This is a genomic window from Micromonospora sp. NPDC005206 (assembly GCF_040608175.1).
In the GTDB taxonomy this organism is placed as follows: Bacteria; Actinomycetota; Actinomycetes; order Mycobacteriales; family Micromonosporaceae; genus Micromonospora.
In genome coordinates this window covers 309,518-332,173 of the sequence record NZ_JBEXHU010000004.1, presented here as the reverse complement: position 1 = coordinate 332,173, position 22,656 = coordinate 309,518, and the positions used below count along the sequence as shown (strand labels likewise).

Genomic DNA, 22,656 nt, shown 5'->3' with positions numbered 1-22,656 from the left:
GGGCGGGTGCGCGCCTCCCGACTGATCTCGCTGCTGTTGCTGTTGCAGGCTCGCGGGTCGATGACCGCGGGCGAGCTGGCGCGGGAGCTGGAGGTCTCCGAGCGGACCGTCTACCGGGATGTTTTGGCGCTTTCCGCCGCCGGGGTGCCGGTCTACGCCGACCGGGGTCGCGCCGGTGGCTACCGTCTGCTCGGCGGTTACCGCACCCGGTTGACCGGGCTGACCCGGGACGAGGCGGAGGCGCTCTTCCTCGCCGGCCTGCCCGGGCCGGCCGGTGACATGGGGCTCGCCGACGCGGTCGCCGCCGCCGAGCTGAAGGTGCTCGCCGCGCTGCCGCCGGCCCTGCGGGACGCCCCGGCCCGCGCCGGACAGCGGTTCCACCTGGACGTGCCGGGCTGGTTCCGGGAGACCGGGCCGCCGCCGTGGCTGGCCGAGCTGGCCCGGGCGGTCTGGCGGGACCGGGTGGTGCGGCTGCGCTACCGGCGCGGTGACCAGGAGGTGACGCGCCGGGTGTGGCCGTACGGGCTGGTGCTCAAGAACGGGGTCTGGTACCTGGTGGGACGGGTCGGCGACGACACCCGCACCTACCGGGTGGACCGGGTGACCGGGGTTGAGGTGAGCGAGGAGAGCTTCGACCGGGACGAGGCCTTCGACCTGGCCGGTTACTGGCGCGAGCAGGCCGGGTCGTTCCTGCGGACCATGCTGCGGGCCGCGGTCGGCGTCCGGTTCAGCCCCGCCGGCCTGCGCCAGCTCCGACACCTCGTCGACGCCCCCTTCGTGTACGACGAGGTGGTCGCCGCCGCCACCCAGCCCGACAGCCAGGGCTGGGTGACGACGCGGCTGCCGGTCGAATCCGTCGAGGTGGCGTACCACCAGCTTCTCGGGCTCGGCCCCGAGGTGGAGATTCTCGATCCACCCGAGCTGCGGGAGCTGTTCGCCGGGGCGGCCGACCGGCTCCGCGCGCTCTACCGGTAGCCGGTGACGTCGGCCGGCTTACCGGTTTCGACCACCTCGACGATGTACCGGATGGCTTCCGGCTGGCTGCCGTCGAGATCGGTGAACCCGTACACCTTGGCCAGCGTGCCGGCGTCGACGGACATGCCGTTCCAGCGGGCCTTCTCCTCGTCTGCGGCGAGCGCGGCCACCGCGCGTCCGACGAAGACCGGCGTCTCCGAGATGAGGAAGTGCGGGTCGGTGGCCGCCCCGTCGCGCCAGTTCTCCTCGGTCACGCCGAAGTGCTCCAACATGGCCTCGGAGCGGAGCCAGCCGGGGGTGAGCGCGACGGCGGTGCCGCCGTGCGGCTTCAGCTCGTGCGCCTGGCTGAAGGCGAGCCGGTTGACCGAGACCTTGGCCAGGTCGTAGAAGACCGACAGCCGGTAGTTGTCGTCGTTGTAGGCCTTGGTGCCGTCGCCGATCTCCACCAGCAGGCCGCCGGGCCTGCGGATCAGCAGCGGCAGCGCGAAGTGGCTGGTGATGATGTGCGTGTCGATGGCCAGCCGCAGGGTGCGGAAACCGGCGTCCAGTGGCTGCTCCCAGACCGGCTTCTCCCAGGTGACCAGCGGGTCGCCGCCCCAGATGTCGTTGACCAGCACGTCGAGGCGGCCCTGTTCGGCGTCGATCCGGGCGACCAGGTCGCGCACCTGATCCGGCACGAGGTGGTCGACCCGGACCGGAATGCCGACGCCGCCGGCGGCGGTGACCAGCTCGGCGGTCTCCTCGATGGTCTCCGGCCGGTCCATCTCGGAGCGGCCGGCGCGGCTGCTCCGGCCGGTGGCGTACACGGTGGCCCCGGCGGCGCCGAGCTGGACGGCGATCTGCCGCCCGGCACCCCGGGTTGCGCCGGCGACGAGCGCGATCTTTCCTGTCAGCGGTTGCGTCATGTCTGTGAGGCTGTCAGCAATACCTGACAGCCGCCGTCTGAATTTCCGGACCGGCTGTCAGGCGGCGAGTGAGTACCCGCACACCACCCGGCTGGGCGTTGCCCCCAGGTCAGTCGACCAGGCGGACGCGGACCCTGCGATTGGCCCGACCCTTGCTCTCCACCTTGACCACCTGCACCTTGCCGATCTGGGCGGTGGACGCGACGTGGGTGCCGCCGTCGGCCTGCACGTCCAGCCCGACGATGTCGACGATCCGGACCTCCTGCTCGTCCGCGGGGATGAGGTTGGACTGGGTGCGGATGATGTCCGGCAGGGAGAGCGCCTCGGCGCGCGGCAGCACCCGGACGGCGACCGAACGGTCGGCGGCCACCTCGGCGTTGACCAACTCCTCGATCCGGCTCTTGAAGTCGGCCGGCACCTCGGGGAGGTTGAAGTCCATCCGGGCCTCGCCCGGTTCCATGGAGTTCCCGGTCACGAGCGCGCCGAAATCGCGGAACACCACCCCGCAGAGCACGTGCAGCCCGGAGTGGGTACGCATCAGACGGCTGCGGCGCTCGTCCTCCACCGCGCCGACGACCTCGGTGCCGGCCGGCGGCAGCGGGTCACCCTCGGCGGGGATCAGGTACGGGTCGTCGCCCTTGCGGGTGCCGACGATCCGGGTCTGCACGCCCTGCCAGAGCAGCACGCCGTGGTCCGGTGGCTGACCGCCACCGCCCGGGTAGAACGCCGAGCGGTCGAGCACGATGCCCTGCTCCGGGTCGGCGTGCAGAACCGTGCAGGTCCACTCGCGCAGGGTCGGGTCGGTGAGGTCCAGCCGGTGAGTCCGGCCATGCTGTGTGACGCCCATGACAGGCGACGTTACTCGTTGAGGAAGCCGGAGATGCGCTCGCGCAGATCCGCGCGTTCCGTCCAGAGCACGCCGGGCCGGTCGTACACGTGCAGGGTGGCCTGGGGCAGCGCGGCGGCGAGCTGCTCGGCCACCTCGACCGGATGCAGGTCGTCGCCCGCGCAGCCGATCACCAGGGCCGGCGCGGCGACCGCCGACAGGGCCGTGGCGTCGCGCAGCGGCGCCTGATCCGGCAGGGTGGCCAGGCCGTCGGCCAGACCGTCGCGGAGCAGCTGGTCGAGCCGCTGCCGCAGGTACGACCAACCGGCCGGAGTGTTACGGACCGCCGTCGGCAACTCCAGCGAGACCACGTCGGCGACCGCCGAGGCGTCGCCGCTCTCGACCGCCTCCAGCAGGTCCGTGACGCGTTCCCGGGCGACCGGGCCGCGCGGCTGGTCGAGCACCGCCGGCAGGAAGAAGACCAGTTTCTCGAAGCGCTCCGGGCTCTCGGCCAGCAGCCGGCAGAGCGCGCCCGCGCCGAGGCTCGCCCCGAACGCGCGGCTGGCTCCGCCGAGATCCGCGATGGAGCGCAGGTCCCGGGCCAGGTCCAGGTAGCTCCACGGCCCGGCCGGCGCGTCGGAGCGGCCGTGCCCACGGAACTGGAAGAACACCTTGCGGCCGGTCACCCCACTGCCGAACGGGCGGGTGGTGGCGATGCCGTTGCCCAACCCGTGCGCGAACACGGTGACCAGATCACCGGTGCCGGTGACCAGCCGCTCCAGCCGTACGCCGTGCGGGGTGGTGACCAGCTCGGTCTCGGGCTCAGGCAGCGCCGGCCGACCGGTACGCGGCCCGCCCGGGCCGGGGCCCCAGGTGCGGGGCCCGCCGTCCGGCGGGGGTGGCCAGCGGAAGCCTCTCACCAGAACCCTTTGCCGTCGCTCAGGTCGCGCAGGCCGACCCGGACGTCGAGCAGGTAGATGAGCGCGGCGGCGATGCCGATCAGTCCGAAGAGGCTGATCGGACCGAAGCCGAGCAGTGTCAGCACCAGGCACACCGCCAGGATGGCGATCCAGCCACCCTTGGGCAGCGTCCCGATTGCGGGGAAGGCGTCGGAGCGCTGCGTGACGGCGTGCACCAGCGCGACACCCTGGATGATCAGCGCGAAGACGAGCAGGATCAGCTCGATCACGTAGCGGACTTCGAACGCGAAGATCGGCGCGGCGTTGGCCATGCCGGCAAGTTTATGTCGACGACCCCGACTACGTCCGACAAGGACGCCGTCGGGGTCGTCGACAGCACGAACTACTTGGCAGCCGGACGGGTCCGCTTGGTCACCCGGGGCAGCTTCGCCGACGGAGTCACGGCGGGCTTGGCGGCCTTCGGCGCCCGGGCGGCCTTCTTGACGGCGGCCGGCTTGGCCTCGGCGATCTCGGCCACGTCGGCCGGGGTCGGCACCTCGACCGGGGTGGTGGCGGCCGAGGCGGTGGCCTCGACCGGCGTGGCGGCCGGCGTCACGGCCTCGGTCGCCTCGATGTCGGCGTTGACCGTCTCGGCGGCCTCCAGCACGCCGGCGCCGACGACCCGCTCACCGCGGGCGACCAGTGCGCCGTACGCGGCGAACGCCCGCTCCTGTGCGGCCTGGGCACCGGCGACGACCACCGCGGCGTTGCGGGTGGCGGCGGCGCGCAGCCGGTCCAGGTCGGCCGACTCGCGCAGCTTCGCCAGGTCCAGCTCGGCCTGGGCCCGGCCACGCAGGCTCTCGGCGGTCTCGTTGGCGGTACGCAGCGTCTCGGTGGCCTTCTGGCGCAGATCGAAGCCGGTCAGCACGGCCCGGCCGCCCAGGTCGGCGACGACCCGGGTGCCGAGCACGCCGACCACGGCCGGAAGCTTGCGCAGCTGCTCGAGGGCCAACTCCCCGGCGCCAGCGGCGGCGTAGATAGGGGCGGGGATGCGGTTGGTCTTCGGCTCGGTCATGAGGTCTCCTCTTCGGCCGCGTCGGCGGCCTTCCGGACCGCCGGACCGGCGGCCTTCTTCTCGGGGGTGCTGGTGCTGGTCGGGGCGGGTGTGTTGCCCGCCTCGGTGACGGCAACCGACTCGATCACGGCCTCGGTCGGGGTGCCGCTGGCGGTGGTGGGGCCGGTGGCCGCCAGGTTGGCCACATCGGCCGGCTGATCGGCGACATCGGTCGGGGTGGTCACGTCGCCGGTGGTGTCCGTGCCGACGCCCTCGGCGGCGGCCCGGGCCTCCGCCAACCGGGTGTTCTCCCGGCGGAACGTCTCGTAGATCTGGCTGAGCGACTGCTTCTGGGCCATCGTCAGGTCGGGGTCCACCGCGATGGCGGCGAGCACACCGTGGCCCTCCTTGTCGTCGAGCAGCCCGGCGCGCAGGTACATCGCGGGAGTGGAGACCCGCAGCGCACTGGCCAACTGCTGGAGCACCTCGGCGCTGGGCTTGCGCAGGCCGCGCTCGATCTGGCTGAGGTACGGGTTACTGACCCCCGCCTGCTCGGCGAGCTGCCGCAGCGAGATCTTGGCGTTGCGCCGCAGATCGCGGATGAACCCGCCGACGTCGGGGAGGTCCTTCGGTGTGGCCATGACAGCGACGCTAACCGCCCTTGCTAACTCTTGCAAGCAAAATGCTAGCCAGAGTTAGCAAGGTCTCAGCAACCTGCTTGCGTGCGGCTCGCACGATCCGTACCGTCCGTCCGTGGACAAGATCACAGTCAATGGAGCAGTCATCGCGTACGACGAGGCCGGCAGCGGTTCACCCGTCGTGCTGCTGCACGCCGGCATCGCCGACCGCCGGATGTGGCGGGGCCAGCTGCCCGCGCTCGCCGCCCGGCACCGGGTGATCGTCCCGGACCTGCGCGGCTACGGCGACTCCGAGCTGCCTCCGACGCCGTTCGCCCACCACGACGACGTGGTCGGCCTGCTGGACGCACTCGACCTGCCCCGGGCCGCCCTAGTGGGCTGCTCCTTCGGCGGGTCGGTCGCCATCGACACCGCCCTGGCCCACCCGGACCGGGTAAGCGCGCTCGCGCTGTTCGACACGGCGGTCTCCGGGAACCAGTGGTCCGAGGAGGCCAACGACCTCTGGGACGGCCTGGTCGGCGAGGTCGACCCCGACGACTTCGTCGCCGGTGCGGCCGGCGAGGTGCGGTTCTGGGTGGTCGGCCCGGGTCGTCAGCCGGCCGACGTCGACCCCGGGCTCATCGCGTTCGCGCAGGAGATGGACCAGCGCGCGCTAGCCGCCGAGTTGGCGCTCGGCGCGGTGGAGGTGGGCGAGCTGACGCCGCCGGCGATCGGCCGCCTCGGCGAGCTGCGGATGCCCGTCCTGGTCACCGCGGGAGCCGCCGACGTGCCGGACATCAGCCGCCTCGCCGACCGGATCGCCGCCGAGGTGCCCGGCGCGGTACGCCTGCCCGACGTGCCGGACGCGGCGCACCTGCTGCCGCTGGAGCGCCCCGAGCCGGTCAACGCCGCCCTGCTCGACTTCCTGAGCTGATCCACCCGGCTCCGCCCGCCGGCCCGGCACACCGGACCGGCGGGTTGGCGGTCACCAGAGCGGGCGGACCGCGCCGACCGGGACGCCGCCGCCGAAGAGCGGCATCTCGGCGTACTCGGCCAGCACCGGAGCGTCCACGCCGAGCCGGCGCAGCGCGGAGACCAGCACCGGCATCCTGGCCCGGTCCGCGCCATCGTCGATCTTCAGCGCGACGGCGCCGACGCCCGGCAGCCCCACCGCGATCACGCCCTCGGCGCCGACCTTGGCCAGCAGGCCCGGTACGCCGCGCATCAGCCGGGTGTCGTCGGCCCGGGTGCCGCCGACGATCTCCGGGTGGGCGCGCATGGCATCGGCCACCGCACGCGGCACCGAGCCGGGCTCGGCCTCGACCAGCCGGAGGTACGCCCCGGCCAGGCCGGTGAGCGACACCGCCAGCACCGGCGCTCCACAGCCGTCCACTCCCACCGCTGCCGCCTGCTCAGCGGTGAACTCCTCGATGGCCGCCCGCAGCCGCTGCTGCAACGGGTGCTCCGGCCGCCAGTAGCCGTCCAGCGGCCACCCGGCCGCCTGGCAAGTCAGCAGCATGCCGCTGTGCTTGCCGGAGCAGTTCATCTGCACCCGGGTCGGGCCGCCACCGGCTCGCAGCACGGCCTCGCGGGCCGCCGCCCCCACCGGCAGGTCGGGCGGGCAGTGCAGGGCCGAGGCGTCCAACCCGGCCCGGTCCAGCAACGCGCCGACCCGAGCCAGGTGGAACTCCTCACCCGCGTGGCTGGCCGACACCAGCGCCAGGTCGGCCGGGTCGGTCAACGGCAGGCCGGCGCGGAGCATCCCGATCGCCTGCATCGGCTTGCTGGCCGAGCGGGGAAAGATCGGTGCGGTCACGTCCCCGGCGGCGGCCACCGGCACACCGACGGCGTCCAGCACCACCACCGAGCCGCGGTGCATACCCTCGACGAACCCGGACCGGACCACCTCGGCGAGCGGCGCGCCGCCCTCGTACGTCTTTCCCACGTGCTGGACGGTACCGACGGTCCGGAGGTGCCCGTCGGCGGGGTGACCTGGTCGTCCACCGCCCGGGTGACAGGGGCGCCGGACGGGCTCGGCCTTACAGCCCCAGCAGCTCGCGGGCCTCGGCGGTGGTCAACGGGGGACGCTGGGCGAGCTGGGCGAAACCGACCGCGCGGGCGACCAGTTGCATGTTGGACTCCACCGGGCGGCCCTTGGCGTACGTCACGGTGTCCTCCATACCGACCCGCAGGTGCCCGCCCGTCGACAGCGACGTCAGCATGACCGGAATCGTGCTGCGGCCGATGCCGGTGGCCGAGAAGGTGGTGCCCTCGGGCAGGTCACGCAGCATCCGGTGCGCCGCCACCAACGTCTCGGTGGTGCCCGGCATGCCGCCCGGCACACCCATCACGAAGTCGACGTGCACATGCCCTCCGGCCGGCGGTCCGTACTTGCCGAGCAGCCGCTGCAACGCGGACAGGTGGCCGAGGTCGAAGATCTCGTACTCCGGAACGATTCCGCGTTCCTGCATCCGGGTGTGCAGGTCGACGATGAACTCCCAGCGGTTGAGGAAGACGTCGTCGCCGAAGTTGACCGTGCCCATGGTGCACGAGGCCATGTCCGGCGCGGCGTCGAGCACGGCGAGTCGGGAGGCTTCCGGGTCGGTCACCGCACCGCCGGAGGAGAGCTGCACGATCAGGTCGGTGCTCTCCCGCAGCGCCGCGACCGTCTCCCGCAGGCGCACCGGGTCGAGGGTCGGCCGCGCCGCGTCGTCGCGGATGTGGACGTGGATCACGGCGGCGCCGAGCGCCTCGCACTCCTTGGCGGTGCGCAGCAGCTCGTCGAGCGTCACCGGCAGCGCCGGCACCTCCGCCTTGGCCGACTCCGCGCCGGTCGGGGCCACCGTGATCAACGTCCCTGTCGTCATGCCGGCGATCCTAGACGGCCCGGTCAGGACGGGTCGATCGCCGCCGCCGTCGCACCGATCAGCAGCGCGGCGTCCTCCGGGACGTTCCGCTTCAGCACCGCGAGCGCGATCTGGCCGAGCTCGTGGTGCAGCACGGCGGTGCCGACGAAGCCGACGGCCCGGCCGTCGAGGGTCACCGGAGTGCCGGCGGTCGGCGGCTGGTCGGTGGTCACCCCGTCCAGGTGCAGCAGCACCAGGCGGCGCGGCGGTCGGCCCATGTTGTGCACCCGGGCCACCGTCTCCTGCCCCCGGTAGCAGCCCTTGTCCAGGTGCACCGCCGGGCCGATCAGGTCGACCTCCGCCGGGATGGTCCGGTGGTCGGTGTCCACCCCGACCCGGGGTCGCCGGGCGGCCACCCGGATCGCCTCGTACGCCCAGAGCCCCGCGACCGGCACGCCCGCGCCGCGCAGTTCCGCCACCACCTGGTCCATCGCCGATCGCGGGACCAGCAGATCCACCCCGAGCGGGCCGCGCCGGGCCCAGCCGCCGACGGGCAGCGGCCGTACGTCGTACCGAACGCTCGCCCGCGGTGGCACGGCGCCGGCCGCGAACTTCGGACCGGGCACCGCGACCAGGTCCGGTGCGGCCAGCCCGGTCACGCCGAGCGTGCCCAGCGCGTCCGGCGCCGCCGGCCCGACCAGCGACAGCAGAGCTCGCTCGCCGGTGGCGTCGCGGGGCTCGACCTTGCTGAAGAACCGCATCTTCTCCAGGTACGCCAGCAGGTCGGCGGTCGCGCCCGGCTCGGTGTCCAGCCAGGTGGTCTCGCCGTCCTCGGCGACCAGGGCGTGCTGCTCGACGTGCCCGTGCGGGGAGAGCACCAGCAGCTCGGTGCCCTCGCCGGCGGCCAGCGTCGCCAGGTGCTGCGAGGTGATCGTGTGCAGCCAACCGGCCCGTTCCTCCCCGGGCACTGCGAGGATCCCCCGGTGCGACCGGTCGACCAGGCCGACCTCGGTGTCCAGGATGCGCTGCTCGCGCAGCGGGTCACCGTAGTGCGCGGCCACCCCCCGCACGCCGGCCGCGGCGTGCGCCGGCTCCGGCTGGTCGCGGCTGGCCTCGTCGATGCTCTCGACGGCCACCGCTCCCGCGATGTCGATCATTTCTGGTCCCCGTTCTCGCAGCGTTCGCAGACGCCGAAGAGCGACACGTGCCCGATGTCCACCCGGAACCCCCGTTGCGCGGCCAACTGGTCGGCGAGCGGACGGAGCAGCTCCGGATCGATCTCGTCGATCGCGCCGCACTCCCGGCAGACCAGGTGGACGTGTTGGTGCTCACCGGCCGCGTGGTAGGTCGGCGAGCCGTGCGAGAGATGGGTGTGGGTCACCAGGCCGAGCCGTTCCAGCAGCTCCAGCGTGCGATAGATGGTGGTGATGTTGACGCCGGCGGCGACCTCCCGGACCGCGGTGTGCACCTGCTCCGGGGTGGCGTGGCCCAGATCGAGCACCGCCTGGAGGACGAGCTGCCGCTGGGCCGTCAGCCGCAGCCCACGGGCCCGGAGCATTTCCGCGAGGGAGGATTCGGACACCGTCCGATCATAGTTCGGCAACCATGCCGACCGCCGCACGCCGACGGACCGCCGCTACGCTCGACGGTCATGGTGCTGTCGTCCGTCGGAAAGGTCGCGGCCGATACGACCGCGCGGATCGCCATGCTCGGACACGGCCCGGTGCCAGCCCGCGAGCCCGTGCTCCGCGGCGACGACCTCGGGGTGCTCCGCGGCGACGGCCTCTTCGAGACCATGCATCTGCGCCGGGGCCGGCCGTGGCTGCGCGACGAGCACCTCGCCCGGCTGGCCGCGGCGGCCGCCGCCGTCGAGCTGCCCCTGCCATCCGCCGCCGCGCTGATCGAGCTGCTCGACACGGTGTGCGCGGGGTGGCCGGCGCAGGTGGAGGGGGCTCTGCGGCTGGTCTGCACCCGGGGCCCGGAGGCCGGCGGCCCACCGACCGTCTACGCCACCCTGGCCGAGGTGCCGGCGTCGTCCCGCGCGGCCCGCCGGAACGGGATCAGTGTGGCGACCCTGCCGCTGGGGGTGCCCGCCGACGCGCGCACCGGGCTGGACTGGCTGCCGGCCGGGATCAAGTCCACCTCGTACGCGGTCAACAGCGCCGCCCGCCGTTGGGCCAACCGGGCGGGGGTGGACGACGTGCTCTGGATCTCGTCGGACGGCTACGCGCTGGAGGGCCCGACCGCGAACGTGGTGTGGCTCACCGGCGACACGCTCTGCACGGTGCCCGCCGCCACCACCGGCATCCTGCCCGGCACGACCGCCGCCTGGCTGCTGGGCCATGCCGGCGAGTTGGGCCTGACCGCCGCCGAGCGGATGGTCACCTTGGCCGAGCTGCACGACGCGGACGGCATCTGGTTCAGCTCATCGGTGCGCGGGATCACCGAGGTGCGCACCCTGGACGGGGTACGCCGGGACCGGTCCCCGCGCACCCCCGCCCTGCACGCTCTGTTGGGTTTCGCCGTCGCCTGAGGGTCAGCCGCCGACCCGAACGAGCCGGGCGGAGAGGTGAGCGCTGAGCGGGTGCCCCATCGCGGCCATCTCCTGGGCGTAGAGCAGCGCACCCTCGACGATGCCGAAGAGCCGCTGCCCGCCGGTCACCTCCTTGGCGGTCGCCGTCCGGACCACCGCGTCGGTGGCGAACTCGACCTGGGTGCCGGTGCGCTTGCCGAGGTGCAGCTCCATCACCCCGTTCGGGGTGGTCAGCAGGGCCTCCAGCTCGTCGGTGGCCCGGCCGTCCACCAGCACCGGCCGCCACCAGCCGACCTCGCGCCCGGCCGGGCGGACCGGCTGGCTCTGCTCGTCGAGGATCCAGGCCCGCGACTCGTAGTGCAGGAACGGCCGACCGTCGTGGCTGATCCGGATCTCCTGCGCGTAGTCGAAGTCCTCGATGGTGGGGAAACCGCCCTTGCCGCGGCCGCGCCACAGCCCGATGTAGGGCAGCAGGCCGTCCAGCGCGGGGTGCAGCTTCGGACCGACCCGCAGGTCGTGACTCTCCTCGAACGGGTACGGGTCGACCGGCGGCGCGTTCAGCCACGGGGGCTGCAGCGGGTTCTCGTCGCTCACCAGTGTCACCAACGTCCTCTCGATATGCGTACGGCGAGGTAGACCAGGCCACCGGCGAGCCCGCCCAGGCCGGCGACCAGCAGGCTGACGAACCCGATCTCGGTAACCATCCCGGCCATCCTATGCTGGGCCCCATGGCCCGCTCTCTCGTCGTCAAGGCCACCGCTGGGGCGGACGCCCCGGAGCGGTGCGCACAGGCGTTCACGGTCGCCGCGACCGCGGTCGCGGCCGGGGTGGACGTGTCGCTCTGGCTGACCGGCGAGTCGACCTGGTTCGCGCTGCCCGGCCGCGCCCAGGAGTTCGAGCTGCCACATTCGGCGCCGCTGGCCGAGCTGCTGCACGTCATCCTGACCAGTGGCCGGGTGACCGCCTGCACCCAGTGCGCGGCCCGCCGCGAGATCGGACCGGACGACATGCTGCCCGGCGTCCGGATCGCCGGCGCCGCGGTCTTCGTCGAGGAGTCCCTGGCCGAGGGAGCGCAGGCGCTGGTCTACTGACCGGCGGCACGCCTCGGCGGCCGGTCGGGGCGGAGTGCGGATACCGACCCGACATCTCGGACGGCTGCCTACGATTCGGGTGTGACCGAGGTGACGGAGAGGTTCTTCGAATCGCTGCCGGCGCGGGCCCCGGCGGTCCTCGGTGGCCTGGCGGACGGCACCCTTCAGATCGACCTCACCACCGACGACGCGACCGAGCACTGGCTGGTTCGGATGCGGCCGGGATCGGTCCAGGTCAGCCGTCACCGCGGGCCGGCCGACGCCATCTGGTACAGCAGCGCGGCCCTGTTCGACCGGCTGGTGACCGGCGAGGCCCAGGGGGTCGCGGCGGTGCTGCGCAACGAGAGCACGTTCAGCGGGAACGTGGTGCTCTTCCTGGCCTTTCGGCGGTTCTTCCCCGACCCGCCGGGCACCCGCGACCCGCGCGAGGTGGCCCGGAAGCAGGCCGGGCGGCAGGCGTGAAGGATCTGGTCAGCATCCTGGACGGCAACACCTTCCTGGTCAGCGACCGGACGGGAGACATCGAGCCGTCCTATGACTTCCCGACCGGGCTGTTCTCCTTCGACACCCGGTTCCTGTCCAACTGGGTGCTGACCGTGAACGGCGAGCGGCTGCACACCCTCTCGATGGACGACTCCGAGTCGTACCGGACGAAGTTCTTCCTCGCTCCCGGCGAACCCACCCACTACCTCGACGCCAAGACATCGGTGATCCGCAACCGGGCGATCGTCGGCAGCTTCGAGGAGGTGCTGACCGTGCTGAACCACGCGGGAGAGGAGGTCGAGTTCACCGTACGGATGGAGATGGGAGCCGACTTCGCCGACCTGTTCGAGATCAAGAACGCCCGGCAGAAGCGGGGGCGGACGACGGTCACGGCGGCCGACAACGAGCTGCGGCTGACGTACCGGCGGGAGGCGTTCCACCGGGAGACGGTGATCAGCTCCAGCATGCCGGCAACGGTCGACGCGGCCGGAATGACCTTCCGGATCCGAATCCCCCCCAACAGCGAGTGGCAGACCCGGTTGCACGTGTCCACCATCGTGTACGGGGCGCGGGGGGAGGACATCCGGGCCACCCTGCCGTACGGCGGCAGCCGTAGCGCGGACGTCATCCGCGCCGAGCAGCAGGAGCTGATCGACCGCGCGCCGAAGCTCGGCTGCGACTGCGAGCCGCTGGCCGGGGCGTACCGGCGCAGCCTCAACGACCTGGCCGCGCTGCGCTACGAGTCGATCACCCTGGGCGTACGGCTGCTCGCCGCCGGGCTGCCGTGGTTCATGACCCTGTTCGGCCGGGACAGCATCATCACCTCGTTGCAGGTGCTGCCGTTCCTGCCGGAGCTGATCCCGCCGACCATCCTGATGCTGGCCGGGTTGCAGGGGCACCGGGTGGACGACTTCCGCGACGAGGAGCCGGGCAAGATCCTGCACGAGCTGCGATACGGGGAGACGGCCGGTTTCGAGGAGCAGCCACACTCGCCGTACTACGGGTCGGCCGACTCGACGCCGCTGTTCATCATCCTGCTCGACGAGTACGAGCGCTGGACCGGCGACGCCCAACTGGTCCGGCGGTTGGAGCCGCACGTGCGGGCGGCACTGAATTGGATCGACACCTACGGTGACCTGCTCGGCACCGGCTACCTCTGGTATCAGACCCGCAACCCGGAGACCGGCCTGAAGAACCAGTGCTGGAAGGATTCCTGGGACGCCATCTCGTACGCCGACGGTCGGATGCCCGGCTTTCCCCGAGCCACCTGCGAGTTGCAGGGCTACGCGTACGACGCGAAGATGCGGGCCGCCCGGCTGGCCCGGACGTTCTGGGGGGACCCGGCCTACGCCGATCGGCTGGAACGGGAGGCGGCCACCCTCAAGCAGCGGTTCAACCACGACTTCTGGATCGCCGACCGCGGGTACTTCGCGCTCGCCCTGGACGCCGACGGCCGGCAGGTCGACGCGCTGTCGTCGAACATCGGGCACCTGCTCTGGAGCGGCATCGTCGACGAGTCCCGGGCCGGCAAGGTGGTCGAACACCTGCTCGGGCCGCGACTGTTCTCCGGCTGGGGGGTGCGGACCCTCGCCGAGGACCAGAGCCGGTACAACCCGATCGGCTACCACGTGGGCACCGTCTGGCCGTTCGACAACTCGATCATCGCCTGGGGGCTGTGGCGGTACGGCTTCCGGGACGAGGCCGGGCAGATCTGCAGCGCGATGCTGGCCGCCTCGCGCTACTTCGGCGGGCGGCTGCCGGAGGCGTTCGCCGGCTACGCCCGTGACCTCACCGACTACCCGGTGGAGTACCCGACCGCGTGCAGCCCGCAGGCCTGGTCGACCGGCACCCCGCTGCTGCTGCTGCGGGTGATGCTGGGGCTGGAGCCGCAGGGCGAGCACCTGATCATCGATCCGGCCGTGCCCCCGGGCCTGGGCCGGGTCGAGTTGCTGGACATTCCCGGCCGGTGGGGTCGGATCGACGCGCTGGGCCGCAGCCGCGACCCGGAGTAGCCGCCGGGCGGCTGACCCTGCCGGGGGCGCCCGGCTCAGCCCGGACAGCCGACGGTGGCGGCCAGCCGGGCGGCGTCCGGCGTGAGTTCGGCCAGCACCGTGACCGGGCCCGCGCGGTACGCGTACACCGGAGGGTTGTCCAGCAGTGGGGCGCCGCCGGCCAGCGGGGTGAGCCCGCCGGCCGACCCGGCGGCGCCGGGACCGGCGGCGGACCGCGCGGTACGGGCCAGCACGCCGCCCGGGCAGGGCGCGGTGACCAGCTCCGGGGCGGCGTCGGCAGGCTGGCCGAGTGCTCGCAGCGCGGCCGTCAGGGCGGTGGCCTCCGGGCCGGCGTCGGTGGCCGGCGGCGGCGCGTAGCCGGAGCCGACCGGCCGACAGCCGGTGTCCACGGTCAGGCGGATCCGACCGTCCCCGGTCGGCCGGCCCTCGACGGCGACGAACTCCCCGGCGTCGGCGCGCAGCTCCGGGCCGTCCAGCCCGGGCCCGACCCCGGCGCGCCAGCTCGCGGGAAGTCGATCGGCGATCCCGGACAGCACGGCCCGCTCGGTGCCGACGGCCGCGAGCACGCCGACCTCACGCCGCAGCGTGGCGCCGTCGGCCAACGGGGTGACGCGGCAGCCTGACTCGACCCGCGCCGGCCCCAGCTCCAGCAGCCCGGCCGCGCCGGACGCCCGGGCCAGCTCTCCGACCGCCCGGTCGACCACCGGACCGGCCTGGTCGAGGGAGCGCTGCTCCCGCACGGTCGGTGCGTCGTCGCGGACCGACGTCCAGGCGAGCACGGCCAGCAGTACGGCCCAGACCGCGGTCGCGACCAGCAGCCAGCGCCGCCGCCAGGCAGGTGCCGGGGCGGCGGGACCGGTCGAAGGGGCCCACCCCGTCCGGACAGCTCCGCTCACCCGGCCATGGTGTCACGGGCGGTCCGACGGCGATCGACGGAGTCGGGCGCGCTGGCGGTCAGGCGGGCCGGGGCGGCGGATCGATGCGGTAGCCGACCCCCCGCACGGTGTGCACCCGCGGCCCGCCCGGCAGGGCGCGCAGCTTGTGCCGGAGTCGCTTGACCGCGGAGTGCAGGATCGCGGTGTCCCCCAGGTACGCGCCGTTCCAGATGGCTGCGAAGAGCTGTTCGTAGCTCCACACCACCAGCGGCGGGCCGATCAGCCGGGCGAGCAACTCCCGCTCGGTGCGGGTGAGCGGGAGCGGATCGCCACACCAGGTGACCAGGTGACCGGCGCGGTCGACGACCAGCTCACCCCAGCTGACCGGCCCATGCTGGGCCGCGGGTGGGCCTACGGGCGCGATGGTCAGGGCCGCACCCCGGGGCGGCGACGGGAGCAACATCGCCCGCAGCTCGGTCAGGTCGGCGCAGCTCACCACCGGGCCGACCCCGTCGAGCTGGCGCACCACCCGCTCGCGCATCGAGACGTCCGCACTCACGCAGACGACGATCGGGACCTCTTCACCGGACACGCCGCCTCCACCCGCACCAACCGTATTGAGCGTGACTTCCACCCGACGATAGTGACGCATGCCGATGGATTCTGGGGGGCCGACCCGCGATCAGGATAGCGCCGCGTCACTGACCAGGCACTGACCGGCGTTATGCATTGAGCACCGCCAGGGACACGGCGCCGGTGGCGCAGACGCCACCGGTATCTGAGGCGAAACCTCCGGGGCCGCTCACCCTCGCGGGTGAACGGCCCCGGCCGAGCGGAGGGTGGGTTGTCAGGCGACGGTGACGCTGACCTCGTTGATGCCCCGGCCGGCGGTGACGGCGGTGTCGCCGTTGCCGTGCCGGGACAGGGCCCGCAGCGTCCAGGCACCCGGCGCGGCGAAGAACCGGAACTGGCCGGCCGCCGAGGTGACCACCTCGGCCGTGAACTCGCCGGTCGAGTCGAGCAGCCGGACGTACGCGCCCGGCACCGCCTCGTCCGCCGCCGAGCGGACGATGCCGGTGATCACGGTTTCCTTCTCCAGGTCCAGGCTGGCCGGCAGGGGCGCGGCCTGGTCGGGTGCGGCGCAACCCGCAGCGGTGGGAGCGGTCATCGTCAGGCCTCCCCGGGCTCGTCGCCGAGCGCGACCGGCACGCCGACCAGCGAGCCGTACTCGGTCCAGGATCCGTCGTAGTTCTTGACGTTGCGGTGGCCGAGCAGCTCCTGGAGGACGAACCAGGTGTGCGAGGAGCGCTCACCGATCCGGCAGTAGGCGATGGTCTCCTTGCCGTCGTCGAGGCCGGCGTCGCCGTAGATCTTGCGGAGCTCGTCGTCGGACCGGAAGGTGCCGTCCTCGTTGGCCGCCTTGGACCACGGGACGCTGATCGCGGTGGGGATGTGACCGGCCCGCTGCGCCTGCTCCTGCGGCAGGTGGGCGGGGGCGAGCAGCCGACCGGCGAACTCGTCGGGGCTGCGTACGTCGACCAGGTTCTTCGTGCCGATCGCGGCGACGACCTCGTCGCGGAAGGCCCGGATGGAGGTGTCCGGCTCCTGCGCGACGTACTGCGTCGCCGCGCGGGTCACCGTCTCGGTGACGAGCGGGCGCGCGTCCAGTTCCCACTTCTTGCGACCGCCGTCGAGCAGCTTCACGTCGCGGTGGCCGTAGAGCTTGAAGTACCAGTAGGCGTACGCGGCGAACCAGTTGTTGTTGCCGCCGTACAGGATGACGGTGTCGTCGTTGCTGATGCCCCGCTCGGAGAGCAGCGCCTCGAACTGGGTCTTGTTGACGAAGTCCCGGCGGACCTGGTCCTGCAGGTCGATCTTCCAGTCGATCTTGATGGCACCGGCGATGTGGCCGGTGTCGTAGGCCGAGGTGTCCTCGTCGACCTCGACGAAGACGACGCCCGGGGCGTCGAGGTTCTTCTCGGCCCACTCGGCCGAAACGAGTGCGGTGTCGCGACTCATCGAATCACTCCCTGGTGAGGATGGATGGTGAGCCAACGCGCGAGATCGATGGATTGAACTGTCGCACCACGCGCGGGACCCAGCGGAAGGACGGGATCACGGGTTCGTGCGACGGCGCCGCTGCCGGGCTTTCGGTGGGATCACCGGAGGGTGCAAGGACCCTGCGTGCCGGTGGCCGCCGTCAGGCGGCCGGAAACAGCCCCGCCGTCAGATGACGGGGCGACACAGGCAGGTGGCCACGCGGCACAGGTCGACCGCGCGCCGTTTGGTGAGGTGGGTCCCCATGGCCACGGAGCCTACCAGCCAGTGACGGGGCTGCCACCGGGTCGACCAGCATCCGGGAATCGCCCGGGCGGCAGGCAGGGCCGGCATCTGATCGCCGGCGGCGCGCTCAACCCGCGGAGTTGATCGGCACGTTCTTCGCGTCGGCGGTGACCGCGAGCCCCTCGGGCAGCGGCCGGACCTCCCGGACGGCGAGCTGGAACGGCAGGTCGGGCAGGGGCACGTCGACGGAGATGCCCTTGGCGTAGTTGTTCAGCAGGGTGCGGGCCAGCGGCAGGTTCGGCAGGCCTGCGGCGTCCAGATCGTTGAAACGCAGGGCGACGGCACCGCTCTCGGCGACGGTGACGTCGGCGGTGCCGCTGACGGTGAGCTTCTGGCCGAGGATGTCGACCGGGGCGGTGACGGTGAGCTTGCCGCCCTGCTCGCCGAGGGTGAGCCCGGGTCGGTCCAGCAACGCGGCGAGACTGTCGTAGCTGATCGTGCCGGTGCCGTCGACGGTGTCCGCCACGACGTCGCCCTGACCGGTGCGCAGGGTGTCCAGTGACGCCCGCACGTTACGGGCGTCCACATCCAACACCGGCAGCCGCACGGCGTCGCCCTCCACCGAGGCCTGCACGTCCCGCAGCTTGATGGAGATCCGCTGGTAGCGGCCGTCCAGCACCTGGGTGAGGAACGGAGTCCCGCCGACCTCGACGTCGGGCTCGGCGGACTGCGCGCCCTGCTTGGTGACCTCCTGGCTCACCCGGTCGGCGATGGCCCGCTCGGCCACCCCGACCGCCACCCGGTCGGCGATCACCAGCAGCACCGCCACCAGCACGAGCAGGACGACCAGGCCGACGAGCAGCTTGCGACCGCGCCTTCGGGGACGGGCTTCGTCCGCCGGATACTCCTGGGCCACGCCGCCGCCTCCTGTCTCCTGCCGCCGCGGTGCGACGGGCCGTTCGTACCGGCGCCGCAGGGCGGCGCACCCGTAGGTACCCGACCGGCTCCGGGCTCAACCGTGGCTCAGAGGAAGAGCATGCACATGGCGTACGCGGCCGGGGCGGCCAGGGCGAAGCCGCCGAGCGGACCCTGCATGTGCCGGGCTACCCACATGGTGGGTGGTTCGCCGGCCATCAGCCGGCCCGCCTCGGCGTACCCGACAGCGAGGTCGGAGAGCACGGCGGTGACCGCCGCGACCAGGCCGATCACCGCGGCCCGGGTGGGCGTGAAGGGGGCCACCAGGTAGCTGCCCAGAAGCGCGCTGATCAGCGTGCCGACCATCGCGCCGACGACCACGCCGGCGGCGCCCCGGGGCACCTGCGGGGCCAGCCGGGGCCAGGGCAGCACCGCGTCGGTGAGCCGGGCGACGGTCAGCGCGACTCCGCTCGCGGTCAGGCAGACCGTGATCGCCTGGGTGCCGGCGGGGATCCGGCTGAGCACGATCAGGGTGCCGAAGGCGACCACTCCGACCACGATGAGCAGCGTGGCGCCGAGCGAGTCGGTGACCCGGACCCGGTCGACCCGGCGGACCAGCTGACCGAGCACCGCGGCGAGGAACCCGCCGGCTGCCAGGTAGCCCAGCGGCGCCAGGCCGGCGATGTCGGTCTGCACCGCGGCGATGTCGGCGACCGCGGCGACCGCGGCGCTGATCCCGGCGACCAGCAGCAGCGCGGGTGGGCGCATGGCCATCGTCCAGGCGAGCACGAACAGCAGCTGGACGCCGAAGATGATGAAGGCGAACGGCAGCCGGTGACCGGGGCCCGAGGTCTGCGCGCCGAGCACCAGGCCGACACCGAGCAGCGCCGCGAAACCGGCGATCGTCAGCGCCAGCGGGCGGCGCACCTCGACCGGGGGTACGACCTCCTCCTCCGGCTCGTCGATCTCGTCCTCGGAGCGGCGGGCCGGCTCCCCGGCTCGGCGGGCACGGCGGGGCCCACCCCGTTCACGGCGTTCGCCGTCGGTGACGGGCGGCCCGGTGCGCGGCACGGGCGGGTGGCCACGGGTCGGGGCGGCCGGGCCCGGGCGGGGCCCGTCGGGCGAGGTGGAAGGAAACACGCCCCGATCGTGCCAGACCGACCGCCCGACGCGGTGGTCACGGGTTTCAGCAGCGTTAAAACCTGCGCCACGATCAGGGGCAAGGGCGGACAAACGGGAAACGATCCGAGGGCGCAACCGAGGCGATCAGTTACGCTCAACCCGTTACCCGCCCGTCAGCGACGCCGGGACCACGCAAATTTCTCAGCGCACGTTCCGTGAGTGTGTCTGGTCGCGTGCGGCCGCGTGCCGCCGGGACGGAGGTGATCGTGGAGATCCTGCTGCTGGTGACCGCACGCGCAGGGGAACCGTCCGCTGTGCTGCCGGCACTCGACCTGCTGCCGCACTCGGTCCGCACCGCGCCGCGTGACGTCCGCACCCTGGTCGCCGGCCCCAGCCCGGACGCGGTCATGGTGGACGCGCGGTCGGAGCTGAGCGAGGCCCGCGCGACCTGTCGCATGCTGCACGCCACCGGGCTCGGCGTGCCGCTGGTCGCGGTGGTGACCGAGGCCGGTCTGATCGCGTTGAACGCCGACTGGGGGGTCGACGACGTCATCCTCGCTTCGGCCGGCCCCGCCGAGGTGGAGGCGCGGCTGCGGCTCGCGGTGGGTCGGCTGAGCAACGCGACCGCCGGCGCCGGCGGCTCGATCCGGGCGGGCGAGCTGACCATCGATCCGGACACCTACGCCGCGAAGCTGAAGGGCCGTCCCCTCGATCTCACCTACAAGGAGTTCGAGCTGCTGAAGTTCCTCGCGCAGCACCCGGGCCGCGTGTTCACCCGGGACCAGCTGCTGCGCGAGGTCTGGGGGTACGACTACTTCGGCGGCACCCGCACGGTGGACGTGCACGTCCGGCGGCTGCGCGCCAAGCTCGGCTCGGAGTACGAGTCGATGATCGGCACCGTCCGCCAGGTGGGTTACAAGTTCGTCGTTCCGCCGTCGCGGTCGCTGCCCGAGGCGGAGCACGCGCCACTGCCCGTCTGACCTCACGTCACTCGGGGGACGGTTCCCCGTATGCCCTTTTTGCGCAGCTCGTCAGTTCTATTCTGACTGCCGGGTTTGTCGGAGAAAGGGGCGACGGTGCGCGCAGTGACCACGGGGGCGACGGGCCGGCGTGACCGGCCAGCCGGGCGGAAGCCGTGACGCCGAGCAACCCGACCGTCCGGGCGGCGGGAATCGTGACGGTGGTGACGGTGGCGCTGCTCGGCTCGGCGTACGTGCTGGGCCGCAGCCTCATCCCCGACCAGCCCCAGCGGCAGGCCACCGGGGTCACCGCGAACGCCGACGAGCCGCACTACGCCGACCAAGCCCCCGGCGACAAGCCGAGCGGGACCCCGACCTCCGGTCCCAGCGGCGGCCCCACCGACGCGGGTCAGGACGGGTCGGGGCGGGACGCCCAGGGTGACCAGCTGTTCGGCGCGCACTCCACCACCGGCAGCGAGCGGCTCGCGCTGACCTTCGACGACGGACCGGACCCGCGCTACACCCCGCAGGTGCTCGCCACGCTGCGCGAGTTCGACGTCAAGGCCACGTTCTGCGTGGTCGGCGAGAACGCGCAGGACCACCCCGATCTGATTCAGGCGATCGTGGCCGACGGACACACCTTGTGCAACCACTCCTGGCACCACGACGTCACGCTGGGCAACCGTTCGGCGGACATGATCCGCGCCGACCTGTCGCGGACCAACGAGGCGATCCGGGCAGCGGTGCCGGACGCGCCGATCGTCTGGTACCGCCAGCCCGGCGGCGCCTGGACCTACCCCGTCGTGTCGGTGGCGCAGCAACTCGGCATGACTCCGCTGCACTGGTCGGTGGACCCGTCGGACTGGGAGGCACCCGGCGCCGGCAAGATCGCCGCATCGGTTGTCACCCAGGTCGAACCGGGCTCGGTGGTCCTGCTGCACGACGCCGGCGGGGACCGGCAGGGCACGGTGGACGCACTGCGCCGGATCCTGCCCGATCTGACTCAGCGGTTCGAGCTGGAGGCGCTGCCCGCCGATCCGACGTGAGCCGCCCCGCACCACGGCCTGGGATCCCGGCGGACCGCGGTTCCCGGCGACTACGGTGACGGGATGAGCAGCGCCGAGCCGACCAGCGACCAGGTGACCCGGACCGACCGACTGGCTCCGGCGGAGATCGCCGACGTGTTGACCCTCGCCCGTTCCGCAGGCGACACCGACGGCGCGGACCCGCTCGACGAGCACGTCCTGCTCCGGCTGCGCGACCCGGACGCCCCGGCCGTGCACCTGATCGCCCGCGGCGACGACGGCGTTCTCACCGGGTACGCGCACCTGGACACGACCGACCCGGTCGGCGGGATCGGGGTGGAGCTGGTGGTGCACCCCGCGTACCGGCGGCGGGGCACCGGGCGGGCTCTGGCGCGGGGCGTGCTCGCCTCGGCCACCGGGCCATTGCGGGCCTGGGCACACGGTGACCACCCCTCGGCGGCCGCACTCGCGGTCGACCTCGGGTTCACCCGCGCACGGGTGCTCTGGCAACTGCGCCGACCACTGGCCGCCCCGCTGACGTTGCCGCGACTGCCCGACGGAGTGGTGCTGCGCGCGTTCCGGCCGGGGGCCGACGACGCCGCCTGGCTGGCCCTCAACGCGCGGGCCTTCGCCGAGCACCCCGAGCAGGGCCGCTGGACCTCGGACGACCTCCGGGTCCGCCTCGCCGAGCCATGGTTCGACCCGGCCGGCTTCCTGCTCGCCGAGGAGACCGCCACCGGCCGGCTGCTCGGCTTCCACTGGACCAAGGTGCACGAGCGCCCCGGGTCGGCCCGGATCGGCGAGGTGTACGTGCTCGGTGTGGAGCCGACCGCGCACGGCGGTGGGCTCGGCCGGGCGTTGACCAATGCCGGGCTGGCGTACCTGCGGGACCGGCGCGGGCTGGACCGGGTGATGCTCTACGTGGACGAGTCGAACACCGGGGCGGTCGCGCTCTACGAGCGGCTCGGCTTCGCCCGCTGGTCCGCGCACATCAACTATCACCTCGGCTGACCGCCGGTCGCCGCCGCGGCCGGGTCACTGGCGGGTAACGGCCGCGCGTCGGCGAGATAACACCGTACCGGAAATATAGCCATACTTCTGACAGGTGTACCCGGGTTCATTTAACGGACAACTCACCCTCAGCAAGCGGTCACCTCGGCGGCCGTACGTGTTCACCTTGCGTTCACTTGCGACCGGCGAACCGGCTACCTGGCACTTCTAACTTTCGTGTCAGCC

28 protein-coding genes are annotated in these 22,656 nt (G+C 72.8%); 9 read left to right on the top strand and 19 right to left on the bottom strand.

Annotated elements, in window-relative coordinates; all coding sequences use genetic code 11:
* The first annotated feature begins 6 nt into the window (after positions 1-6).
* Positions 7-975 carry a YafY family protein gene (locus tag ABZU69_RS07710; protein ID WP_354963587.1) on the top strand — a complete coding sequence of 323 codons (969 nt, stop codon included), beginning with the start codon at positions 7-9 and terminating at the stop codon, positions 973-975.
* Here the strand turns inward: ABZU69_RS07710 and ABZU69_RS07705 are convergent.
* The 6 genes from ABZU69_RS07705 to ABZU69_RS07680 all read right to left on the bottom strand — a co-directional run bounded on the left by ABZU69_RS07705 (position 966) and on the right by ABZU69_RS07680 (position 5,300).
* Positions 966-1,880, bottom strand: a complete 915-nt coding sequence (locus tag ABZU69_RS07705) for an SDR family oxidoreductase (protein ID WP_354963586.1) — start codon at positions 1,878-1,880, stop codon at positions 966-968. The genes ABZU69_RS07710 and ABZU69_RS07705 overlap by 10 nt on opposite strands.
* A gap of 109 nt (positions 1,881-1,989) precedes the next feature.
* Complete coding sequence (locus tag ABZU69_RS07700) at positions 1,990-2,727, bottom strand: alanyl-tRNA editing protein (RefSeq protein WP_354963585.1); 738 nt, start codon at positions 2,725-2,727, stop codon at positions 1,990-1,992.
* 11 nt (positions 2,728-2,738) lie between these two features.
* A complete protein-coding gene (locus ABZU69_RS07695; RefSeq protein ID WP_354963584.1) occupies positions 2,739-3,626 on the bottom strand; it encodes an alpha/beta hydrolase in 888 nt (295 codons plus the stop codon).
* The gene (locus ABZU69_RS07690) at positions 3,623-3,937 is read right to left on the bottom strand and encodes a DUF2516 family protein (protein WP_030327754.1); all 315 of its coding nucleotides are present in this window, start codon (positions 3,935-3,937) and stop codon (positions 3,623-3,625) included. The genes ABZU69_RS07695 and ABZU69_RS07690 overlap by 4 nt, the downstream gene beginning before the upstream one ends.
* A 71-nt stretch (positions 3,938-4,008) precedes the next feature.
* Positions 4,009-4,680 (bottom strand): hypothetical protein, encoded by a 672-nt coding sequence (locus tag ABZU69_RS07685; protein WP_354963583.1) that lies wholly within the window; start codon positions 4,678-4,680, stop codon positions 4,009-4,011.
* Positions 4,677-5,300, bottom strand: a complete 624-nt coding sequence (locus ABZU69_RS07680) for a helix-turn-helix transcriptional regulator (protein ID WP_354963582.1) — start codon at positions 5,298-5,300, stop codon at positions 4,677-4,679. Before ABZU69_RS07680 ends, ABZU69_RS07685 begins: the two co-directional genes overlap by 4 nt.
* Positions 5,301-5,412: 112 nt before the next feature.
* Between ABZU69_RS07680 and ABZU69_RS07675 the strand changes: the two genes are divergently transcribed.
* The gene (locus tag ABZU69_RS07675) at positions 5,413-6,210 is read left to right on the top strand and encodes an alpha/beta hydrolase (protein ID WP_354963581.1); all 798 of its coding nucleotides are present in this window, start codon (positions 5,413-5,415) and stop codon (positions 6,208-6,210) included.
* A 51-nt stretch (positions 6,211-6,261) separates the two neighbouring features.
* On the opposite strand, the gene ABZU69_RS07670 is transcribed toward ABZU69_RS07675, so the two are convergent.
* The 4 genes from ABZU69_RS07670 to ABZU69_RS07655 form a co-directional block, all read right to left on the bottom strand.
* A complete protein-coding gene (locus tag ABZU69_RS07670) occupies positions 6,262-7,221 on the bottom strand; it encodes an asparaginase (RefSeq protein WP_354963580.1) in 960 nt (319 codons plus the stop codon).
* A gap of 94 nt (positions 7,222-7,315) precedes the next feature.
* Positions 7,316-8,143, bottom strand: a complete 828-nt coding sequence (locus tag ABZU69_RS07665; RefSeq protein ID WP_354963579.1) for a 3-keto-5-aminohexanoate cleavage protein — start codon at positions 8,141-8,143, stop codon at positions 7,316-7,318.
* 23 nt (positions 8,144-8,166) lie between these two features.
* The gene (locus ABZU69_RS07660) at positions 8,167-9,279 is read right to left on the bottom strand and encodes a folate-binding protein (RefSeq protein WP_354963578.1); all 1,113 of its coding nucleotides are present in this window, start codon (positions 9,277-9,279) and stop codon (positions 8,167-8,169) included.
* The gene (locus ABZU69_RS07655) at positions 9,276-9,704 is read right to left on the bottom strand and encodes a Fur family transcriptional regulator (RefSeq protein ID WP_089018784.1); all 429 of its coding nucleotides are present in this window, start codon (positions 9,702-9,704) and stop codon (positions 9,276-9,278) included. Before ABZU69_RS07655 ends, ABZU69_RS07660 begins: the two co-directional genes overlap by 4 nt.
* Before the next feature lie 69 nt (positions 9,705-9,773).
* Here ABZU69_RS07655 and ABZU69_RS07650 point away from each other — a divergent pair, with 69 nt between their 5' ends.
* Positions 9,774-10,655: an aminotransferase class IV gene (locus ABZU69_RS07650; protein WP_354963577.1), complete on the top strand. Its 882-nt coding sequence runs from the start codon at positions 9,774-9,776 to the stop codon at positions 10,653-10,655.
* 3 nt (positions 10,656-10,658) lie between these two features.
* On the opposite strand, the gene ABZU69_RS07645 is transcribed toward ABZU69_RS07650, so the two are convergent.
* A complete protein-coding gene (locus ABZU69_RS07645; RefSeq protein WP_354963576.1) occupies positions 10,659-11,249 on the bottom strand; it encodes an FABP family protein in 591 nt (196 codons plus the stop codon).
* Between the two features lie 5 nt (positions 11,250-11,254).
* The gene (gene mtfM, locus ABZU69_RS07640; protein ID WP_030327764.1) at positions 11,255-11,359 is read right to left on the bottom strand and encodes a small membrane protein MtfM; all 105 of its coding nucleotides are present in this window, start codon (positions 11,357-11,359) and stop codon (positions 11,255-11,257) included.
* 12 nt (positions 11,360-11,371) lie between these two features.
* Here mtfM and ABZU69_RS07635 point away from each other — a divergent pair, with 12 nt between their 5' ends.
* From ABZU69_RS07635 to ABZU69_RS07625, 3 genes are all read left to right on the top strand, one after another.
* On the top strand, positions 11,372-11,746 hold the full coding sequence (locus ABZU69_RS07635) for a DsrE family protein (RefSeq protein ID WP_354963575.1): 375 nt from the start codon (positions 11,372-11,374) through the stop codon (positions 11,744-11,746).
* 81 nt (positions 11,747-11,827) lie between these two features.
* Positions 11,828-12,208 (top strand): SCP2 sterol-binding domain-containing protein, encoded by a 381-nt coding sequence (locus ABZU69_RS07630; RefSeq protein ID WP_354963574.1) that lies wholly within the window; start codon positions 11,828-11,830, stop codon positions 12,206-12,208.
* Positions 12,205-14,241, top strand: a complete 2,037-nt coding sequence (locus ABZU69_RS07625) for a glycogen debranching N-terminal domain-containing protein (protein ID WP_354963573.1) — start codon at positions 12,205-12,207, stop codon at positions 14,239-14,241. The genes ABZU69_RS07630 and ABZU69_RS07625 overlap by 4 nt, the downstream gene beginning before the upstream one ends.
* Positions 14,242-14,276: 35 nt before the next feature.
* Here ABZU69_RS07625 and ABZU69_RS07620 read toward each other — a convergent pair whose 3' ends face one another.
* From ABZU69_RS07620 to ABZU69_RS07590, 7 genes are all read right to left on the bottom strand, one after another.
* On the bottom strand, positions 14,277-15,137 hold the full coding sequence (locus ABZU69_RS07620) for a hypothetical protein (protein ID WP_354963572.1): 861 nt from the start codon (positions 15,135-15,137) through the stop codon (positions 14,277-14,279).
* A 58-nt stretch (positions 15,138-15,195) separates the two neighbouring features.
* Complete coding sequence (locus tag ABZU69_RS07615) at positions 15,196-15,708, bottom strand: winged helix-turn-helix domain-containing protein (RefSeq protein ID WP_354963571.1); 513 nt, start codon at positions 15,706-15,708, stop codon at positions 15,196-15,198.
* A 255-nt stretch (positions 15,709-15,963) separates the two neighbouring features.
* Entirely contained in the window at positions 15,964-16,284 is a 321-nt protein-coding gene (locus ABZU69_RS07610) for a DUF1416 domain-containing protein (RefSeq protein WP_089018777.1), read from the bottom strand.
* A gap of 2 nt (positions 16,285-16,286) precedes the next feature.
* Positions 16,287-17,135 (bottom strand): sulfurtransferase, encoded by an 849-nt coding sequence (locus tag ABZU69_RS07605; protein ID WP_354963570.1) that lies wholly within the window; start codon positions 17,133-17,135, stop codon positions 16,287-16,289.
* A 207-nt stretch (positions 17,136-17,342) separates the two neighbouring features.
* Positions 17,343-17,420, bottom strand: coding sequence for an Ms5788A family Cys-rich leader peptide (locus tag ABZU69_RS07600; protein ID WP_310503780.1), 78 nt, complete (start codon positions 17,418-17,420; stop codon positions 17,343-17,345).
* 106 nt (positions 17,421-17,526) lie between these two features.
* Complete coding sequence (locus ABZU69_RS07595) at positions 17,527-18,315, bottom strand: DUF2993 domain-containing protein (protein ID WP_354963569.1); 789 nt, start codon at positions 18,313-18,315, stop codon at positions 17,527-17,529.
* A gap of 107 nt (positions 18,316-18,422) precedes the next feature.
* Positions 18,423-19,385 carry a hypothetical protein gene (locus ABZU69_RS07590; protein ID WP_354963669.1) on the bottom strand — a complete coding sequence of 321 codons (963 nt, stop codon included), beginning with the start codon at positions 19,383-19,385 and terminating at the stop codon, positions 18,423-18,425.
* A 311-nt stretch (positions 19,386-19,696) separates the two neighbouring features.
* Here ABZU69_RS07590 and ABZU69_RS07585 point away from each other — a divergent pair, with 311 nt between their 5' ends.
* The 3 genes from ABZU69_RS07585 to mshD all read left to right on the top strand — a co-directional run bounded on the left by ABZU69_RS07585 (position 19,697) and on the right by mshD (position 22,431).
* Positions 19,697-20,416 (top strand): response regulator transcription factor, encoded by a 720-nt coding sequence (locus ABZU69_RS07585; protein ID WP_181518701.1) that lies wholly within the window; start codon positions 19,697-19,699, stop codon positions 20,414-20,416.
* 155 nt (positions 20,417-20,571) lie between these two features.
* Positions 20,572-21,441, top strand: coding sequence for a polysaccharide deacetylase family protein (locus ABZU69_RS07580; RefSeq protein WP_354963568.1), 870 nt, complete (start codon positions 20,572-20,574; stop codon positions 21,439-21,441).
* A 63-nt stretch (positions 21,442-21,504) separates the two neighbouring features.
* Positions 21,505-22,431 (top strand): mycothiol synthase, encoded by a 927-nt coding sequence (gene mshD, locus ABZU69_RS07575; protein WP_354963567.1) that lies wholly within the window; start codon positions 21,505-21,507, stop codon positions 22,429-22,431.
* Positions 22,432-22,656: the final 225 nt, after the last annotated feature.

What these genes read in the sequence shown, in the direction of transcription:
- ABZU69_RS07660 (WP_354963578.1), bottom strand. Translation starts at nt 9,279, where the DNA reads ATGATCGACATCGCGGGAGCGGTGGCCGTCGAGAGCATCGACGAGGCC.
- ABZU69_RS07665 (WP_354963579.1), bottom strand. Translation starts at nt 8,143, where the DNA reads ATGACGACAGGGACGTTGATCACGGTGGCCCCGACCGGCGCGGAGTCG.
- ABZU69_RS07600 (WP_310503780.1), bottom strand. Translation starts at nt 17,420, where the DNA reads ATGGGGACCCACCTCACCAAACGGCGCGCGGTCGACCTGTGCCGCGTG.
- ABZU69_RS07680 (WP_354963582.1), bottom strand. Translation starts at nt 5,300, where the DNA reads ATGGCCACACCGAAGGACCTCCCCGACGTCGGCGGGTTCATCCGCGAT.
- ABZU69_RS07685 (WP_354963583.1), bottom strand. Translation starts at nt 4,680, where the DNA reads ATGACCGAGCCGAAGACCAACCGCATCCCCGCCCCTATCTACGCCGCC.
- ABZU69_RS07705 (WP_354963586.1), bottom strand. Translation starts at nt 1,880, where the DNA reads ATGACGCAACCGCTGACAGGAAAGATCGCGCTCGTCGCCGGCGCAACC.
- mtfM (WP_030327764.1), bottom strand. Translation starts at nt 11,359, where the DNA reads ATGGTTACCGAGATCGGGTTCGTCAGCCTGCTGGTCGCCGGCCTGGGC.
- ABZU69_RS07635 (WP_354963575.1), top strand. Translation starts at nt 11,372, where the DNA reads ATGCTGGGCCCCATGGCCCGCTCTCTCGTCGTCAAGGCCACCGCTGGG.
- ABZU69_RS07690 (WP_030327754.1), bottom strand. Translation starts at nt 3,937, where the DNA reads ATGGCCAACGCCGCGCCGATCTTCGCGTTCGAAGTCCGCTACGTGATC.
- mshD (WP_354963567.1), top strand. Translation starts at nt 21,505, where the DNA reads ATGAGCAGCGCCGAGCCGACCAGCGACCAGGTGACCCGGACCGACCGA.
- ABZU69_RS07605 (WP_354963570.1), bottom strand. Translation starts at nt 17,135, where the DNA reads ATGAGTCGCGACACCGCACTCGTTTCGGCCGAGTGGGCCGAGAAGAAC.
- ABZU69_RS07610 (WP_089018777.1), bottom strand. Translation starts at nt 16,284, where the DNA reads ATGACCGCTCCCACCGCTGCGGGTTGCGCCGCACCCGACCAGGCCGCG.
- ABZU69_RS07700 (WP_354963585.1), bottom strand. Translation starts at nt 2,727, where the DNA reads ATGGGCGTCACACAGCATGGCCGGACTCACCGGCTGGACCTCACCGAC.
- ABZU69_RS07650 (WP_354963577.1), top strand. Translation starts at nt 9,774, where the DNA reads ATGGTGCTGTCGTCCGTCGGAAAGGTCGCGGCCGATACGACCGCGCGG.